General features: G+C 63.2%; 19 protein-coding genes and 1 tRNA gene. 1 reads left to right on the forward strand and 19 read right to left on the reverse strand.

Features of this window, described 5'->3' with window-relative positions; all coding sequences use genetic code 11:
- Window positions 1-75: 75 nt before the first annotated feature.
- The 5 genes from JYG34_RS19430 to JYG34_RS19450 all read right to left on the reverse strand — a co-directional run bounded on the left by JYG34_RS19430 (window position 76) and on the right by JYG34_RS19450 (window position 6,512).
- Window positions 76-654, reverse strand: coding sequence for a CatB-related O-acetyltransferase (locus JYG34_RS19430; protein ID WP_213661226.1), 579 nt, complete (start codon window positions 652-654; stop codon window positions 76-78).
- 88 nt (window positions 655-742) lie between these two features.
- Complete coding sequence (locus JYG34_RS19435; RefSeq protein ID WP_213657917.1) at window positions 743-1,627, reverse strand: glycosyltransferase family 2 protein; 885 nt, start codon at window positions 1,625-1,627, stop codon at window positions 743-745.
- 159 nt (window positions 1,628-1,786) lie between these two features.
- On the reverse strand, window positions 1,787-3,136 hold the full coding sequence (locus tag JYG34_RS19440) for a TolC family protein (RefSeq protein WP_213657918.1): 1,350 nt from the start codon (window positions 3,134-3,136) through the stop codon (window positions 1,787-1,789).
- Window positions 3,133-5,259 (reverse strand): peptidase domain-containing ABC transporter, encoded by a 2,127-nt coding sequence (locus JYG34_RS19445; protein ID WP_213657919.1) that lies wholly within the window; start codon window positions 5,257-5,259, stop codon window positions 3,133-3,135. Before JYG34_RS19445 ends, JYG34_RS19440 begins: the two co-directional genes overlap by 4 nt.
- Window positions 5,256-6,512: an HlyD family secretion protein gene (locus JYG34_RS19450; RefSeq protein ID WP_213657920.1), complete on the reverse strand. Its 1,257-nt coding sequence runs from the start codon at window positions 6,510-6,512 to the stop codon at window positions 5,256-5,258. The genes JYG34_RS19445 and JYG34_RS19450 overlap by 4 nt, the downstream gene beginning before the upstream one ends.
- A gap of 250 nt (window positions 6,513-6,762) precedes the next feature.
- Between JYG34_RS19450 and JYG34_RS19455 the strand changes: the two genes are divergently transcribed.
- Window positions 6,763-6,960 (forward strand): hypothetical protein, encoded by a 198-nt coding sequence (locus JYG34_RS19455; RefSeq protein ID WP_213657921.1) that lies wholly within the window; start codon window positions 6,763-6,765, stop codon window positions 6,958-6,960.
- Window positions 6,961-7,084: 124 nt separating this feature from the next.
- Here the strand turns inward: JYG34_RS19455 and JYG34_RS19460 are convergent.
- From JYG34_RS19460 to JYG34_RS19525, 14 genes are all read right to left on the reverse strand, one after another.
- A tRNA-Lys gene (locus JYG34_RS19460) sits at window positions 7,085-7,160 on the reverse strand.
- Window positions 7,161-7,220: 60 nt separating this feature from the next.
- A complete protein-coding gene (queC, locus tag JYG34_RS19465; RefSeq protein WP_213657922.1) occupies window positions 7,221-7,895 on the reverse strand; it encodes a 7-cyano-7-deazaguanine synthase QueC in 675 nt (224 codons plus the stop codon).
- A 10-nt stretch (window positions 7,896-7,905) separates the two neighbouring features.
- Window positions 7,906-8,553 (reverse strand): 7-carboxy-7-deazaguanine synthase QueE, encoded by a 648-nt coding sequence (gene queE / locus JYG34_RS19470; protein ID WP_213657923.1) that lies wholly within the window; start codon window positions 8,551-8,553, stop codon window positions 7,906-7,908.
- Window positions 8,554-8,714: 161 nt separating this feature from the next.
- The gene (ybgF, locus tag JYG34_RS19475) at window positions 8,715-9,524 is read right to left on the reverse strand and encodes a tol-pal system protein YbgF (protein ID WP_213657924.1); all 810 of its coding nucleotides are present in this window, start codon (window positions 9,522-9,524) and stop codon (window positions 8,715-8,717) included.
- A gap of 6 nt (window positions 9,525-9,530) precedes the next feature.
- Window positions 9,531-10,028 carry a peptidoglycan-associated lipoprotein Pal gene (gene pal / locus JYG34_RS19480; RefSeq protein ID WP_008090230.1) on the reverse strand — a complete coding sequence of 166 codons (498 nt, stop codon included), beginning with the start codon at window positions 10,026-10,028 and terminating at the stop codon, window positions 9,531-9,533.
- Window positions 10,029-10,081: 53 nt separating this feature from the next.
- On the reverse strand, window positions 10,082-11,332 hold the full coding sequence (gene tolB / locus JYG34_RS19485; protein ID WP_240063862.1) for a Tol-Pal system beta propeller repeat protein TolB: 1,251 nt from the start codon (window positions 11,330-11,332) through the stop codon (window positions 10,082-10,084).
- Between the two features lie 47 nt (window positions 11,333-11,379).
- Window positions 11,380-12,456, reverse strand: a complete 1,077-nt coding sequence (tolA, locus tag JYG34_RS19490) for a cell envelope integrity protein TolA (RefSeq protein ID WP_213657926.1) — start codon at window positions 12,454-12,456, stop codon at window positions 11,380-11,382.
- Entirely contained in the window at window positions 12,456-12,908 is a 453-nt protein-coding gene (tolR, locus tag JYG34_RS19495) for a protein TolR (protein ID WP_011535155.1), read from the reverse strand. Before tolR ends, tolA begins: the two co-directional genes overlap by 1 nt.
- 14 nt (window positions 12,909-12,922) lie before the next feature.
- On the reverse strand, window positions 12,923-13,618 hold the full coding sequence (gene tolQ / locus JYG34_RS19500; RefSeq protein ID WP_011535156.1) for a protein TolQ: 696 nt from the start codon (window positions 13,616-13,618) through the stop codon (window positions 12,923-12,925).
- A gap of 2 nt (window positions 13,619-13,620) precedes the next feature.
- On the reverse strand, window positions 13,621-14,073 hold the full coding sequence (gene ybgC, locus JYG34_RS19505; RefSeq protein ID WP_213657927.1) for a tol-pal system-associated acyl-CoA thioesterase: 453 nt from the start codon (window positions 14,071-14,073) through the stop codon (window positions 13,621-13,623).
- 125 nt (window positions 14,074-14,198) lie between these two features.
- A complete protein-coding gene (ruvB, locus tag JYG34_RS19510) occupies window positions 14,199-15,245 on the reverse strand; it encodes a Holliday junction branch migration DNA helicase RuvB (protein ID WP_213657928.1) in 1,047 nt (348 codons plus the stop codon).
- Entirely contained in the window at window positions 15,242-15,859 is a 618-nt protein-coding gene (gene ruvA / locus JYG34_RS19515) for a Holliday junction branch migration protein RuvA (RefSeq protein WP_027919956.1), read from the reverse strand. The genes ruvB and ruvA overlap by 4 nt, the downstream gene beginning before the upstream one ends.
- A gap of 108 nt (window positions 15,860-15,967) precedes the next feature.
- Window positions 15,968-16,492, reverse strand: coding sequence for a crossover junction endodeoxyribonuclease RuvC (gene ruvC / locus JYG34_RS19520; protein WP_213657929.1), 525 nt, complete (start codon window positions 16,490-16,492; stop codon window positions 15,968-15,970).
- Between the two features lie 142 nt (window positions 16,493-16,634).
- Window positions 16,635-17,387 (reverse strand): YebC/PmpR family DNA-binding transcriptional regulator, encoded by a 753-nt coding sequence (locus JYG34_RS19525; RefSeq protein ID WP_213657930.1) that lies wholly within the window; start codon window positions 17,385-17,387, stop codon window positions 16,635-16,637.
- Between the last annotated feature and the right edge of the window lie 72 nt (window positions 17,388-17,459).

Consider the following 17,459-nt stretch of genomic DNA (forward strand, 5'->3'; position numbering starts at 1 on the left):
CGCGGTGCCTGGCACCGGCCTTGCCGGTGTTCGCCAGCAAGGCTGGCCCCTACAAGGATGGCGCCATGCCTGCCATCAAGGCGTGGTGATTGCCTGGCGCTTGCCCGCATAGTCGAGGAAGGCGTCCAGGTCGCCACTGCTGAGCATCCGCGCCACCGCCTTCACCTCATCGACCGGCCAGTCCCACCAGGCTGCCTCGAGCAGCGCTTGGCGCACGGGCTCGTCGAAGCGCCAGCGGATGAACTTGCATGGGTTGCCCCCCACCACCGCGTAGGGCGGTACGTCGCGCGTGACCATGGCACCGGCGGCAACGATCGCGCCATGGCCGATGGTGACCCCGGAGAGAATCATCGCATTGGTGCAGATCCAGCAGTCGCTGCCAATCACCACATCGCCCTTGCTCGGCGCATAGTCCTTGATATCGTCCAGGCCATCGATCATGGCCGGGAACGGGTAGGTGGTCAGCCAGTCGGTGCGATGCTCACCGCCCAGCAAGACCTGCACCCCTGCGGCAATCGAGGTGTAGTTGCCGATACGCAGCACCGCATCGTCACCGAACTCGGTGACCACCGGCGTGCCATAGCTACCAACGCCCACGCTGCCACGGGGGTAGCTCAAGCGGATCTTCTCCGCTGCCCGGTCGAGTTTGTCCATGGCGCGCAGACGCTTGCGCTCCCGGCGATTGATCAGTTTCTGCCAGAGATTCAAGAAAGGTATCCAGGGGCGAAGTTGGAAAGAGTCATCAACGGTGGAACAACAGGCGCTTGATACGCCTGAATGTAGTCTTGTTGTAATGGCGCAGCGGAATGCCCCGCAGCAGTTCCCAGGCGTAGCCCTTGTCCGACACCACCGCGTACTTCAGGGCCTTGTGGACCAGCACCGAACGCCCCCAGGCGTAGGCCGGGTGCTCGCGATACGGGGCGATGGTCTTGAGGTCGGCCTCGAGCAGCACCTTGAACTTTCGCGACAGGTTGTTGGGGTGGCGCCGATAACGCGTGACACATACCGGAAGCTCGTGGATTTCGTAGCCCTGCGACGCGATGCGCAGGGTCATCTGGAAGTCCTGGACCTTGATCGACGGGTCATAGAATTTCGCCGCCCGCATCGCCTCCATGCGGTACAACGAAGCCGGTGCACCGATCACCACGGCATCGCGCAGGATCTGCTCGAAACTGAAGGTCTTGATCTCGCTGCGTTGCTGCACCTTGATGTCACGGCCTTCCGTGTCCATGTAGGTGATCAGCGCACCCACGCACCCAACTTGCGGGTGCTCGTCCAGATAACGGGCGCGCACGCTGAGCGAGTGTGGCAGCATGATGTCGTCCAGGTCCGGCGTCGACACATAGACGCCACGGGCATGGGCAAGCCCGGTGTTGAGTGCGCCGCTGACGCCCTGGTTGGCTTGGGTGAGGAGCGTGAAGTTGTAGGTTTTCTGCAACTCGCGCAGCATTTCCACGCTGCGGTCGCTCGAGCCATCATCGACGATGATGACTTCGAAGTTCGGGTAGTCCTGGGCAAAGATACTCTGCAGGGCTTCCTGCAGGTACTTCTCGGCGTTGTAGCAGGGTGCCACGACGGAGATCAGCGGGGGCTGGGTCTCGCGGTGGTGCTCGCTTCCATGTGTCATTGATCTGAGGCGCCTCTGGCCGCGGTGGAATGGCCTCCCGACGGGCAACATGACAGTGTTGCGCCGGGCCAACGAGATTATACGCGATCAGATAGTGAACACGACAAAGCCGGCATATGCAATGCCGCCCACGGACATCCGGCCTGCGGGGGAAGATCGTCACTGCCCCAGTTGCCCCAGGTCCGCCGCCAACTGCAGCCTTGCGGTATACCATTCGACCACCGAACTGACCCGGCGCTGTTGCGCGCTCGCCAGGTCGTTCTGCGCATTCAGCAGCTCGATGATGCTCCCGACTCCGGCCTTGTAGCGCCCCAGTGCCACCCGATACGACTGGCTGGCGCTGTCGACCAGGCGCCGACTGATGGCCAGGGCCTGGGTGCGCGCCTCCAGGGCCTGGCGGCTGCGCCACACACTCAGGGCAATGCTGCGCTCGGCTTGCTGCAAGTCTTGCTCGCGCGCACCCGCTTCATACTCAGCGGCGCGGGTCCGGCGTCGGGCGAGGAAACCGTCGAAAATGGGCACGGTGACTTGCAGACCCACCGTCCAGGTCTCGATCTGCTGGCGCGAAGCCACCTGTTCCACCGGCGTATCGTCGTGCCGATAACTGCTGTACAAGGCGATCTTCGGGCGCCCCTGGGCGCGTTCCGCATCAGCCTTGGCCAGGCTCGACGACCATTCGGCGCGTGCCTTCGCCACGGACGGATGGTTGAGCCTGGCCTGCTCCATCAGGGCATCGACGCCGGCCATGAAGGCCGCCTCCTGCCCCTCGGGCTCATTCAGGGCCTCGAGTCGCAGCGGCGTGGACGGCGAAAGGCTGAGCGCACTGGCAAGCACCCCCTGGGCCGTGGCCAGGTCCCCCTCGGCCAGCACCCGTTCGAGCCTGGCCTGTTCGTAGGTGGTCTGCGCCTGCAAACGGTCAGCCTGCTCGCCCGCGCCAGCCTGGTGCTTTGCGGTCGTCACCTTGAGGCTGTCGGCGGCCAGCGCCTCGATACTGCGCCGCGCTTCGAGCAACGCGCCATTGGCCTGCACCTGATAGAACGCCTTGCTGGTGTCGAGCACCACCTGCTGGATCTTCGCCACCCGGCTGCTGCTCGCTGCATTGAGCAGTTGCCGGGCACTTTCCACCTTGGCTTGGCGCAGGCCGAAGTCGTACAGCACCCAGTTGAGGTTCACGCCATAGCTGCTGGTACGCGCATCCAGTGTCGAGTTGGCGTCGGAGAAGCCCTCGTAACGGGTCTTGCGGTTGGCCCTGCCAGTGCTGGCGACGCCCTGCAGCGTCGGCCAGTAGGCAGATTGCTCGGCCTCCATGCCGGCCTGGCTGCTCAGCTGCGTGCGCCACGCCGCCTCGATTTCAGGGTCGGCGCACAGGGCCATGGCCACCGCCCGCGACAGCCCCAGCGCCTCGCCCGACCGCAAAGGCCCGGGGCACGCCTGCAATGACGCCCCGGCGGCCAGGCACGGCAGGCTCGACAGCGCCAGCACTGCGGCCAAGCGACGCCCCGGGCTCATGGCGCGGCGTCTTGCCGAGGACCATTGCCGGCCAACCGACCGTTGACCAAGACCACCACGCGCTGGGCCGAACGTATGGTGTCTGGTCGATGGGCAACGATCACCCGGGTGATGTTCAACGTTTGCAGGGCCTGGTTGACCGCGTTCTCACGCTGGATGTCCAGGTGACTGGTGGCTTCGTCGAGAAACAGCAACCGTGGCTTGCGATAGAGCGCACGCGCCAGCAGGATGCGTTGCTTCTGCCCACCCGACAGCACCGTGCCCATGTCCCCGACCAGGGTGTTGTAGGCCATCGGCATGCGCACGATATCCTCATGCACCGCGGCCAGCCGGGCGCATTGCTCGACCCAGTCCTGGTCGACGTCACTGGCGAAGAAGCTGATGTTGTCGCCGATCGAGCCGGCGAACAGCACGTCGTCCTGCAGCACTGTGGCGCTGATACTCCGCAGCCGGTCGAGGTTGTTCGCATCCACCGGTTCACCGTCCAGCAGCACCTGCCCCTCGACCGGTGGCAGGACGCCAAGCATGACATTGAGCAAGGTGGTCTTGCCGCACCCGGACGGCCCGACAATGGCCAGCGACTCGCCCGGTTCGACGGTCAGCGAGAGACCATCGAGCACCCAGGGCTCATGGTCCGAATAACGAAACCGCAACTGACGCACTTCCAGCCGCGGCACCGGGCCATCCGGTGGCACATCCACCAGCCCTCCCCGCCCCTCGGCCTGCTGCAGCACGATGTCTGCCAGGCGCTCGCCATGCAGGCGCAACATCACCACATCCACCAGCTTGTCGATCAGCCCCGCCACCCGGCCATTGAACTGGTCCTTGTAGGCATTGAAGGCGATCAACATGCCGGCGCTGAACACGCCTTCGATCACCTGCCTGGCACCCAGCCAGATCACCAGCAGTGTCACTGTGCCGAACAGCAAACCGTTGAACGCGCGATACAACAATTGCAATTTCTGCGGGCGCAGCCCCGCGTTGATCTCGTCCACCAACAGGCCGCCCCAGACCGTGGCGCGCTGCTCCTGGCGAGCGAACAGCTTGAGCGTGCGCACCCCGCGCATGGTTTCCAGGAAGTAGCTCTGCTGCCGGGCGGCACGCACTAGCTCCTCCTCGCTGGCCCGCCGCAATGGACCGAACCAGGCCCAGCGCGCCAACGCATAGAGCAGCATGGCAGCGACAGCGATCAAGGCCAGCGGCGGGCTGTAGAGGAACATCAAGGCCAGGGTGACCAGCGTCATCACCCCGTCGAGCAAGGCCTCGATGAACGACGTGGTCAGGGTGCGCTGGATCGCCTTGAGCGAGCCGAAGCGCGAGACGATATCGCCCAGGTGGCGGCGCTCGAAGTAAGCCACCGGCAAACGCACCAGATGGTTGAACACATTGATCTGCCACTGGCTGCCCAGCAGTGTGCCGAGGTACATCAGCGCCCAGGACCGCGCCAGCGACAGGGCCTGCTGGGCCACCAGCAACAGGCCGAAACCGAGTGCCAGCACCGCCAGCAGGTCGCGGTCGGCGCTGACCAGCACCTTGTCGATCACCGTCTGCAGAAAGAACGGCGTGAGGATCATGCACACCTCCAGCGCCGCGCCCAACGCCAGCACATGCCCCAGCACCCCGCCAAAACCCTGCACCCGGCCGAGCAAACGCCGCAGCGGCAACGGGGTCTTCGTCTCGCCGGGCTGGAAATCATCGTGTGGCCACAGCTCGAGGGCGACGCCGGTAAAGGCCTCGGACACCGCCTGGCGGGTCAGCCGGCAAACGCCACGCGCCGGGTCATGCAGTGTCACCCAACGGGGACCGACTTCCTTGAGCACCACGAAGTGGTTGAAGTTCCAGTGCAGGATGCAGGGCAGCTTGAGCTGCTCCAGCGCCTCCAGCTCCAGGCGCAATGGCCGGCTGGCCAGGCCCAACTGCGCCGCCATGGTCATCAGTTGCTTGAGGGTCGCCCCCTTCATCGAGGGCGACAGCTTCTGACGCAGCGACGGCAAGTCGTGAACCTGCCCGTGGAAGGCTGCGATCATCGCCAGGCAGGCCTGGCCGCATTCGGCCGCCTCGACCTGGAGGATGACCGGCAACTTGCGGCCGACGCCAAAATTCAAGGATTGGGCGATGCTCACAGTCGTTTTCCTATGCCGCGCAGCGGTTCGAGCAGCCATTCATAGAGCGGCAGGTTTTCCAGCATGATGTCGGCGTCCAGTTGCATCCCCGAACGCAGGCGCTCTTCGCGCCCGCGGGCGAACAGGCTCTGCCGCTCCAGGGTGACCCGCACCCGGTACAACGGCCCCTGCTCACGCAACGCTTCGGAAGCCGCGCCCACAGTCATGATTTCATCGGCGGGCAACGCACTGCGCGACACCGAGGCCACGGTCCCCCGGGCCAGGCCGAAATGTTGGTAGGGATAAGCCTGATAGCGCAGCATCACCGCGTGGCCGGGCCGCACGAAACCGGCCGAGCGACTGGGCACGTACAGTTCGGCGTAGAGTTGGCTGTTCCGAGGCACCAGGCTGAACAGGGGGCGGCTGACGTCGGCGCGGGCACCGTTGACCACGCCGATGGCGGTCACCTCCCCGGCGGCCGGCGCGGTGATGACGATCTGCCGCTTGACCTCGCTTTCCAGCAGGCTGCTCTGGCTCTCCAGCAATCGGCGGTCGAGGTCCGCCAGTTGTTTTGTCTGGTTGAAGGGCAGTTCGGCAAGCTCGGCGCGCAGGGCAGCGCTGTCGTTGCGCAGGGCCAACAGCGAGCGGTTCAGCTCCTCGGCCCGCAAGCGCACTTCGAGCACCGCATCCTGCTTGGCTTGCAGCAGATCGCGGGAAACGAAGTCCTGGCGCTGCAATTGCGCATAGCGTTCGGCGATACCCTGGGCCAGGGCCAGCCGTTGAGTGGTCAGGGCAATCTGCGCGGCAACCTTGTCCTGCTCGCCCTGCAGCATCGCCAGGCGCCGCTGCTTGCCCTCGCGCTCCTGCTGATGCAGCACCTTGGTTTCGGTGATTTCGTCGGCCAGGCTGCTGTTGCGGCGCTGGATCAGGCGGCTGATGGCGACCTGGTTCGCATCGGCATCGCCGTTGTGGGTGTCGCTGACCAGGGTCAGCAATGCCGCCCCCGCCTGGACCTGCTGGCCCTCGCTGACCGCCAGGTCCTGGACCACGCCCGTCTGAGGTGCGTAGACCTTGACCAGCCCCCCTTCAGGCACCAGCACACCCGTGACGGCCTCACGCCGGGTGTAGCTGGCAAGGCCGAGGAACAGCGCCAGCAGGATGCAGAACAGCACCGCGCCGGCGCCCGCCAGCCGCAACGACGGCGGTGAAACCAGCACCACACTGCCCAGCTCCTTGTCCCTGCCTGCGTGCAGCGCTTCCTTTCGAAATAGCATTCCCTGACCACGATTCCGGCAAACCTGTACCGCCAGCCTAAACAGGCATAAACCCGTCGGCACTAGTACAGGTGGACTATTGCGCGAAGTTCATGGAGATCGGCTGGAGGGCACCACGACAGTGGCATCGCGACATTAGGTCACCCGTGCTATTGCCGGAAACAGGCGGGGCGGGAAGTATTTCGCCATGCCCTGGACCACAGGGCGTGTATCAGACGGAACAACACCAACGAGAAAGAGGAAGCTCTCAATGAACACCGAACAGGAAACCCTCCGCACCCTCAGCAGCGACGAACTGGACCAGGTCAGCGGCGGCTTCTCGGTCGAGGCCTTTGGCTACCATGTCGGCGCCGACGTCGTGAACTATGGCCAGGGCGACATCCTGCATGTCAGCTGGGGCTCGGGCGGCTCATACAACTTCAAGGAGTTCCAGCTGTGCGCGCAGTGACTGGCGGCCGCCGTACACTCGCCTGAAACGCCATCGCCAGAGGCTCGACAGCCTTGGGCGGGCTGGGCGGTGAAAACGAAAAACCCCGCTCCATTGCTGGAAGCGGGGTTTTTCATACTGCATATGGTGGGTCGTGTAGGATTCGAACCTACGACCAATTGGTTAAAAGCCAACTGCTCTACCAACTGAGCTAACGACCCGTTGGATGGCGCGTATATTACTGATTTCTCAGAGGAAATCAACACCCCATCCGAAATTTTTCAAAAATACCGGGTCGGGTCCTCTACACCGGCAGCCTTGAAGCCATCGGCACGCAGGCGGCAGCTGTCGCACTTGCCACAGGCACGTCCCTCGTCATCGGCCTGGTAGCAGGACACGGTGAGGCTATAGTCCACGCCCTGGGCGATGCCAGCCTGGACGATCTGGGCCTTGCTCAAGTTCTGCAAGGGCGCCTGGATACGAAAGCCCTGCCCTTCGACACCCGCCTTGGTGGCCAGGTTGGCCATGCGCTCGAAGGCTTCGACGAACTCAGGGCGGCAGTCCGGGTAGCCGGAGTAGTCGACCGCATTCACGCCGATGAAGATGTCGCGGGCTTCGAGCACTTCCGCCCAGCCCAACGCCAGCGAAAGAAACACGGTATTGCGCGCTGGCACGTAAGTCACCGGAATGCCCTCACCCGGCGCCTCAGGCACATCGATGCTGCTGTCGGTCAGGGCCGAGCCACCAATGCCGTTGAGGTTCAGGCCGATCACCTTGTGCTCGACAACACCCAGGTCGCGGGCGACCCGGGCCGCGGCATCGAGCTCGGCACGATGCCGCTGGCCGTAGTCGAAGCTCATGGTGTAGCAGGCATAGCCTTCGGCCTTGGCCAAAGCCACCACGGTGGCCGAGTCCAGGCCACCGGAAAGCAGGATTACCGCGCGTTTTTCAGTCATGTCTTTTCTCTCAGCGTCCGGGTTCGTCGTTCCACAACAGCTTGTGCAGCTGCATCTGGAAACGCACGGGCAGGTTGTCGGCGACGATCCAGTCGGCCAGGTCGGTGGCGCTCACCTGATGATGGCTGGGCGAAAACAGCACTTCGCCCGCCCGCTCGGCCAGGTTGAACTGAATCAGCTTGGAGACCGCCCAGTCGTAGTCCTCACGGGAACAGATGACGAACTTGACCTGATCGTTGCGGGTCAGCAGTTCGATGTTCTCGTAGCGGTTACGGTGCGACTCCTCGGAACCAGGGGTCTTGAGGTCGACCACGCGGCTTACCCGGGTATCGGTGCCGGCGATGTCGAGGGCGCCACTGGTTTCCAGCGACACCTCGTAGCCCGCATCGCACAAGCGCTGCAACAGTGGCAAGGCGTTGGGCTGGGCCAGCGGCTCGCCCCCGGTGACACAGACGTAGCGTGGCTTGAAGCCGGCCACCTGCTCGAGAATCGAATCGAGGGTACGCACAGTGCCGCCACTGAAGGCGTAGGCGCTGTCGCAGTACTGACAACGCAGGGGGCAACCGGTGAGGCGCACGAATACCGTGGGCAGCCCAGCCGTTCGCGTTTCACCCTGCAACGAGTAAAAGACTTCGGTGATGCGTAATGTGTCTTGCATGATCGCCACGGGCGTGACAGCTGAACAGGCTGTCCGCCTCCGTCAGGCACTGTCGCGGACTCGACATGGCGTTATCCGCGGCAGCGTGTTTACAAAAAATGGGGTACGGATTCTAACGAAAAAACCCGCGACAGGCGCGGGTTTCTTTCGATACGTATTGCTCAGAGCTTTTGCAGGTCGCGTTGCGCCAGTTGCGCGGCGGAGGTGCCGGGGTACTGGGTGATGACCTGTTGCAGGATGCCCTTGACCTTGTCGGTGTGGCCCATGCGGCGCTCGACGTCGGCCAGCTTGTAAAGCGAGTCCGGCACCTTGCTGTGCTGCGGATACAGCTGGCTGACCTTGGCGAAGGCCTGGCCGGCGCCCTGCAGGTCGCCCTTGGCGAGGTTGACTTCGCCGAGCCAGTACTGGGCGTTGCCGGCGTACTGGCTGTTGGGGTACTTGCGCAGGAAGGCAGCGAAGGCCTGGCTGGCCTTGTCGAAGTCCTTCTGCTTGATCAGGTCGAAAGCAGCTTCGTAGAACAGCTTCTCTTTCGCCGGATCGCCCGGCTCGCCACTGGCGGCCGGTGGCTGCGCGGCGCTTGCGCCGGCGGCGGCACCCGTGGCGGCGTTGACGGCCCCACCGGTGGAAGAATTGTCAGGAGTCGCGGCAGGTGCGGCACCGCTGCCGATGCGGCGGTCGAGATCCTGGTAGCGCTCGAGGTTTTCCTGCTTCATGCGCGACACATCGTTTTGCAGCTCTTCGATGATGCCTTGCTGGCGGGAAAGTTGGTCCTGCATCTGTTGCAGCTGCATGAACAGCTGGCCGTTTGCAGAAGCAGGGGCCGAAGCCCCTGCTCCGGCATAGGCGCCGCTCGTGCCATAACCCGCAGGTGGATAGCCACCCGCGTTGTCATCTACTACGGGAACTGCAGCCCACGCCGAGAAGGGCAGGCTGAGTGCGAGGACGGTCAAAGCACGACGGCACATACGCATAGGAACTTACTTACGCAGTTCTACGCGACGGTTTTGAGCCCAGGACTGCTCGTCGTTACCGGTAGCAACTGGACGCTCTTCGCCGTAGGATACCAGTTCCAGCTGAGCAGGGGAAACGCCCTGCAGAACCAGGTAGCGTTGAACGGCCTTGGCACGACGCTCACCCAGAGCCATGTTGTACTCGCGGGTGCCGCGCTCGTCGGTGTTGCCTTCCAGAACAACGCGGTTGCCGTTGGACTTCAGGTCCTTGGCGTGAACGTCCAGAGCGCGCATGGCTTCTGGCTTCAGGTCCGAGCTGTCGTATTCGAAGTAGAAGGTGGTGATTGCGCGCAGGGCGGCTTCTTCGCTCAGGGAACCGTCAACAGCGCCAGTGTTGGCACCGTAGCCAGCGTTCGGATCAACAGCGCCTTCACCAGCGTTGTCACCGCCTTTCGAGGAGCAACCTACAGCTACAGCCATGGCCAGAGCCAGCGCAGCGAATTTACCAAACTTCAGCATTTCCATCGTGAAACTCCTAATGAAACCCCAGTGTGTTAAGCAAAAGTATTACGCCGCAATCAGTTCAGGTAAGGGGACCAGGACGGTTCTCTGACTTCACCTTGAGCGGTAGGAAGTGGGAGCCTCACGCGGCCATTAAGCGACACGAGCATCAAGACTCCCCGGCCCTGCTGGCGGGTGGCGTAGATTAGCATGGTGCCGTTTGGCGCAACAGTGGGAGACTCATCAAGACTGGTCTCGGTGAGAATCTTTACACTTCCGCGTTGCAAGTCCTGGGCCGCCACCTTGAAGTTGGTGAAGCCCTGCTGGCGATGGATCATCACCAAGGTCTTTTCATCCGCCGACAGTTTCGGGTTGGCGTTGTAGTTACCGACGAAAGTTACACGCTCGGCACCACCACCGCTGACCGACTGCTTGTAGATCTGCGGCTTGCCGCCACGGTCGGAGGTGAAATACAGGGTGTTGCCATCCTTGCCCCAGAACGGCTCGGTATTGATACCCGGGCCCGCGGTGACACGGCTGATCTGGCGCGAGGCCACGTTCATCACATAGATGTCCGGGTTGCCGTCCTTGGACAGCACGAACGCCAGGCGGGTACCGTCAGGCGACCAGGCCGGCGCGCCGTTCAGGCCTTCGAAGTTGGTGACCTGTTCGCGGCGACCGGTGTCGATATGCTGGACGAAGATGCGCGGGCGCTTCTGTTCGAACGAGACATAGGCGATCCGTTTGCCATCCGGCGCGAAGCGTGGCGACAGGATCGGCTCGCGCGACTGCAGCAGGGTCACTGCACGAGCGCCGTCGTAGTCCGAACGCTGCAGGGTGTAGCGGGTGTTGTTGGTCGAGAAACGTTCGGCGGTCACGTACAGCATGCGGGTGGAGAAAGCACCCTTGATGCCGGTTAGTTTCTCGAACGACTGGTCGGCGATGTAGTGGGCCATGTCACGCAGCTGATCGACGCCACCTGCAACGCTACCGGTCAGCACTTGCTGCTCGGTGGCGACGTTGAACAGGGCGTAGCTCACCTGCAGGCGACCACCGGACGGCACGATGCTGCCGACCATCACGTACTGCGCGCCCAGCGCTTTCCAGTCGCGGAAGATCACTTCGCTGGCCTGGGTTGGCAGGCTGATCATGTTCTGCCGCGGGATCGGCCCGTAGTAACCGGAGTTACGCAGGTCGTTGCTGATGATGTCAGCCATGTCTTCCGGCAGCACGCTGCCGCCCTGCACACCGAACGGCACTACCGCGATGGGGGTGGCCCGGTCGCTACCGCTGGTGACCAGGATGTTCTTTTCCTCTGCCATGGCCATGCCTGCCACGCAGCAGAGCAAGACCAGGAGTCCTCTCAGACGTTTAATCACAACGCTAGATCCTCAGGTGTAAATGTCATCTTGAATGAACGATACGGATTGAAATCGCTCGGCTTCAAGCCCTGCATCTCGGTCAACCGACCAATGTTCTTCACTGCGGCCACGGCCGAGCTGTCGAACGGGCCGTCGCCACTGGACTTGGCCACGCTCACATTGGTGACGGTGCCGTCCGGCAACATGTTGATCTGCAGAACTACCGTCATGCCCTTGCGCGCAGATGGCGGACGCGCCCAGCCCTCGGCCGCGCGCATGCGGATCAGGTCGTCGAAGTCGCCGGCCACCTGGTCACCCTGCTCGTCGGCCAGCGCCTGCTGCCGCTCGGTGGTGTCGGACAACAGCTCGGCCAATGCCTGGGCTTTCTTGTCTTCCGCCGCCTTGCGGGCCGCTTCCTGTGCCTTTTTCTTCTGGGCGTCTGCAGCGGCCTTTTTCTTGGCCTCTTCAGCTGCCTTTTTCTTCGCTTCCTCGGCTGCCGCTTTCTTCTTGGCGTCCTCGGCGGCTTTTTTCTTCGCGTCTTCGGCGGCTTTCTTCTTCGCCTCTTCCGCGGCCTCTTTCTTGGCTTCCTCTTCGGCCTGCTTCTTGGCCTCTTCCTCAGCCTTCTTCTTGGCGATGTCGGCCTGCTGCTTTTCAGCGGCCTTCTTCGCTTCTTCGGCTTTCTTCGCCTCAGCGGCTTTCTTCTGCTCGACGGCCTTGGCGGCTTCCTCAGCCTTCTTCGCTTCGGCGGCCTCGCGGGCTTCCTCAGCTTTTTGAGCGGCGTCGGCTTTCTTTTGTTCCGCGGCCTTCACGGCCTCCTGCTCGATCTTCTTCTGCTCCAGCTGCTCGACCTCGGTCTGGCGCGAAGCGGTTTTCTTCGCTTCCCCGGCAATCTTCTGATTGGTCTGGGTGGTCGCCTGGCTCTTCGACTTGAGCTGATAAAGCGTGGCCTGGACGATGGGTTTGGACGGCGGCAGCTCGGGCGTCATGGCAAAACTGACGAACAGCATGCCGAACACCAGCACGTGCAGGCCAATGGCCCAGACACTGGGCCAGAAGTAGCTTTCCGAGGCGGATGGCTCTCGCTGCTGCATCAGGGCGCCTCGGTAATCAGGCCAACGTTACCGACACCGGCCTTCTGCAACCCGCCCATGGCGCCCATGACCGCGCCATAGTCGACAGCCTTGTCGCCACGAATGAAGACCTGGGTCTGTTTGCCCTGGTCGCGACCGGCGGCGATGATCTTTGTCACCGCACCGGTCATTTCCGGCAGGGTCATGGCCTTGTCCATCTGCTTGTCGGTGTCGACTTCGCTACCGAGGTTCCAGTAGTAAGTCTTGTCGGCCTTGATCGAGATAGTCAGAACCTGGACGTTGTTGTCCTGCGGCAGGGCTTCGCTGGAAACCTTGGGCAGATCCACCTTCACGCCCTGGTTGAGCATGGGGGCGGTCACCATGAAGATGACCAGCAGCACCAACATCACGTCGATGTAGGGCACCACGTTCATCTCGGCGACCGGCTTGCGTTTGTGGCGAACTCGGGCCATGGGTTTCTACCTGATCACTCTTCGCTGGTGTGTACTTTACGGTGCAGGATCGCCTGGAACTCATCGGCGAAGGTGTAGTAGCGGCCGATCAGTACTTCACTGCGCGCGGCAAAGCGGTTGTAGGCGATGACCGCCGGAATCGCGGCGAACAGGCCGATCGCGGTGGCGACCAGGGCCTCGGCAATGCCGGGGGCGACGGTGGCCAGGGTGGCCTGCTGGGCGCTGGCCAGGCCGCGGAAGGAGTTCATGATGCCCCAGACGGTACCGAACAAGCCGATGTACGGGCTGGTGGAACCGACGGTGGCGAGGAACGGCAGGCTCTGCTCGAGCTTTTCTTCCTCACGGGAGATGGCGACGCGCATGGCACGGCCGACACCTTCCATCACCGCGTCAGGGTCGACACCTGGCTGCTGGCGCAGGCGCGAGAACTCCTTGAAGCCGGCGCGGAACACCTGCTCGACACCCGAGTCCGGATCCGGGTTGCTGCCCGCCTGGCGATACAGCTTCGACAGGTCGATGCCCGACCAGAAGCGCTCTTCGAAGGCGTCCAGCGCACGACGACCGGCGCGCAGCATGGTGCTGCGCTGGAAGATCATGATCCAGGACGTTACCGAGGCGGCCACCAGGGTGAGCATTACCAGCTGAACCACGACACTGGCATTGGCGACCAGGCTCCACATGGAGGTATGGTCGACGACGTTTGCTTCCACGCTTATTCTCCTGCGTTGGATTGAGTACCCGCACCATCCGCCAGGAACGCGTCGCGCAGCGCTGGGGGAATGGCCCGGGGTTTGAAGGTGTCGGCACGCACGGCGGCCACCAGGAACTGCCCCTCGCAGAGCAGCGTTGCATCCTTTTCCCGCCAGACCTGCTGCACGAAGCGCAGGCTGGCGCGATTCAATTCAAGTACTTGCGCGGTTACCCGCAGTTCATCGTCCAGCCGCGCCGGCGCGTGGTAGCGCGCTTCGCTGGAATGGACCACGAACAGGAGGTTGTCACCGGCCAGCTGCGCCTGGGAGAAGCCCAGGTGACGCAGACGCTCGGTGCGCGCACGCTCCATGAACTTGAGGTAGTTGACGTAATACACCACGCCACCCGCGTCGGTATCCTCGTAATAGACGCGACAGCGGTGTGCGAACGGTTCCAGCCCATTTTGCGCGCGCATACTCTAGTGCTTACTCCCGTGCTTGCCAATCCGCCCCGGCAACTGTTTTTGCATCGATAATGTCGTATTGCCAGCGAGCGTATGGCATGCCAGCGGTAGGACCATGGAAATCCCGATTCGATCTGTCATTCGTCGTCCTGGGCGGCATATTCGCCACCCTCGCAAAAGCGCCCGGGGATATTCAGGCCGAAATGCAGGTAGGCATGCCGGGTGACCACGCGGCCCCGCGGGGTGCGCATGATGTAGCCCTGCTGGATCAGATAGGGCTCGAGCACGTCCTCGATGGTGTGGCGCTCTTCGCCGATCGCTGCGGCAATGTTATCGAGCCCCACCGGACCGCCGTCGAACTTCTCGATCATGGTCAGCAGCAGGCGCCGGTCGGAGTGATCGAAGCCACGCTCGTCGACATCCAGCAGGTTCAGCGCCATGTCGGCGACCGCTTTGGTGATCTCGCCCTTGCCACGTACTTCGGCGTAGTCGCGGACCCGACGCAGCAGGCGATTGGCGATCCGTGGCGTGCCCCGCGCCCGGCGGGCGATCTCGAAAGCGCCCTTGTCGTCCATTGGCAGCCCGAGAATACCAGCCGAACGGCTGACAATGGTGGCCAGGTCCTGGTTGCTGTAGAACTCCAGCCGCTGGACGATACCGAAACGATCGCGCAGTGGGTTGGTCAGCATGCCGGCACGGGTGGTGGCGCCGACCAGGGTGAACGGCGGCAGGTCGAGCTTGATCGAGCGCGCAGCCGGGCCTTCGCCGATCATGATGTCCAGCTGGAAGTCCTCCATCGCCGGATAGAGCACCTCCTCGACCACCGGCGACAACCGGTGGATCTCGTCGATGAACAGCACGTCATGGGGCTCGAGGTTGGTCAGCATCGCCGCCAGGTCGCCCGGGCGCTCGAGGATCGGGCCGGAGGTGCTCTTGACCGACACGCCCATCTCCTGGGCGATGATGTTGGCCAGGGTGGTCTTGCCCAGACCCGGCGGGCCGAAGATCAAGGTGTGATCAAGGGACTCATTGCGACCGCGCGCGGCCTGGATGAACAGCGCCATCTGCTCGCGCACCACCGGCTGGCCGATGTACTCCTCCAGCCGCAGCGGGCGGATCGCACGGTCCTGGACCTCTTCACGGTCGCGGCCACTGGCGGCGATCAGGCGGTCGGTCTCGATCACTTGGTAATCATCCCTTTAAGGCTGCGACGAATCAGCTCCTCGCTGCTCAGGCCGGCCTTGTCCTTGATCGCGGCGATCGCCTTGCTCGCTTCCTGGGGTTTGTAGCCCAGGGAGACCAGGGCACTGACCGCATCGGCCTCTGCCGAGGACTCACTGGCCACCGGCAGAGGGCCGTCGGAAACCAGGGTGAACATCGCCGGGGAGGTTTCCCACGCCTTGAAGCGGTCCTTGAGTTCGACCAGCAGGCGCTCGGCGGTTTTCTTGCCGACACCGGGCACACGCACCAGCACCGAGGCGTCCTGGGCCTGCACGCAGCGCACCAGCTCATCCACTTCCAGGCCGGACATCAGCGCCAGCGCCAGCTTTGGCCCTACGCCATTCAGGCGGATGAGTTCGCGAAACAGCTCGCGCTCGCGCTTTTCCGCGAAACCATAGAGCAGGTGGGCGTCTTCACGTACAACCAGGTGGGTGTGTACGGTCACTGGCTCGCCGACCTTGGGCAGGCGGTACAGGGTGGTCATCGGCACTTCCAGCTCGTAGCCCACGCCATTCACGTCGATAATCAAGTGCGGCGGCTGTTTCTCCGCCAGGGTGCCGCGCAAACGTCCAATCACGTTCCGATCCTTCCTCTCGGGCGCCGGTCGAAAACCGGACCACCCTATCAGCAAATGCGCCAGGTGAGGGTGCCACCCGGACAAAATGTGTATCAGCGCATGAAGCGGTTACAGACGCAAGCGCCCGCCGCGCCGCCGCGCAGTCGCCAGCCCATGGGGAATCAGGCTGGAACGGGTGTGGGCATGGCAAAGGGCGATGGCCAAGGCGTCGGAGGCGTCGATCTGCGGCTTTTGCGTCAGCTTGAGCAGGTGCATCACCATCATCATCACCTGCTCTTTGTTGGCGCCACCGGTGCCGGCCACGGCCTGCTTGACCTGGCTGGCCGTGTATTCGGCGATTTCCAGGCCGGCCTCGGCGGCGGCGACGATCGCCGCGCCACGCGCCTGGCCGAGCTTGAGCGCCGAATCCGCGTTGCGCGCCATGAACACCCGCTCGATGCCCATGGTCACGGGGCCGTGCTGGCGGATGATTTCGCTCACGCCACGGAAGACGATCTGCAGACGCTCATGCAGCTCACCGCCGCCGGTACGGATGCAGCCCGAAGCCACATATTCGCACCCACGGGCAGTTTGGCGGACAACGCCGAAGCCAGTGATGCGCGAACCGGGGTCGATACCAAGAATCAGAGTCATAACGCCTGCGATACAAGTGCAATCTTTACCGGCCTATTCGCGGGCAAGCCCGCTCCCACAGGTTCCCACCACTCCTCAGAGCAGCGACTCGCCTGGGGGAGCGGGCTTGCCCGCGAAAAGGCCGTCTAGGTTAACGACAACCTTAGCCCAGCGCTTCCATGATCTCGTCGGAGATCTGCGCGTTGGAATAGACGTTCTGCACGTCATCCAGGTCCTCGAGCATATCGATCAACTTGAGCACCTTCTCGGCGCCCTCCTGATCCAGCTCGGCACTGGTGGTCGGCTGCATGACGATTTCAGCGTCAGAAGCCTTGAAGCCGGCCTCTTCCAGCGCATTACGCACGGCATAGAAGCTGTTGAACGAGGTGAACACATCAAAGGAGCCGTCGTCGTTGCTCACCACATCGTCGGCGCCGGCCTCCAGAGCCGCATCCATCAGGGCATCTTCTTCCACCTTCAATTCGGCGGCGAAGCTGATCTGCCCCTTGCGCTCGAACAGGTAGGCCACCGAGCCGTCGGTGCCCAGGTTACCGCCGCATTTGGAAAAAGCGTGGCGAACAGCCGCTGCGGTACGGTTACGGTTGTCGGTCATGGCTTCGACCATGATTGCCACGCCGCCTGGGCCGTAACCTTCATAGCTCAGCTCTTCGACGTTGTCGCTTTCATTGGTGCCAGCACCGCGGGCCACAGCGCGATCGATAATGTCGCGGCTCATGTTCGCGCCCAGGGCCTTGTCCAGGGCCAGGCGCAGACGCGGGTTGGAGGCCGGATCAGCGCCACCCTGCTTGGCGGCGACGGTCAGCTCGCGGATCCACTTGGTGAAGATCTTGCCTCTCTTGGCATCCTGGCGTTCTTTGCGGTGCTTGATGTTCGCCCACTTGGAATGACCGGCCATAACGACTCCAAATCCTTGTAACAGAAACAGGTTCCGCCCCGAAGGGCGGAACACGAAAAATCCTGCGCATCA

Origin of the sequence: Pseudomonas entomophila, from assembly GCF_018417595.1 — a bacterium.
Taxonomy (GTDB): domain Bacteria; phylum Pseudomonadota; class Gammaproteobacteria; order Pseudomonadales; family Pseudomonadaceae; genus Aquipseudomonas; species Aquipseudomonas entomophila_C.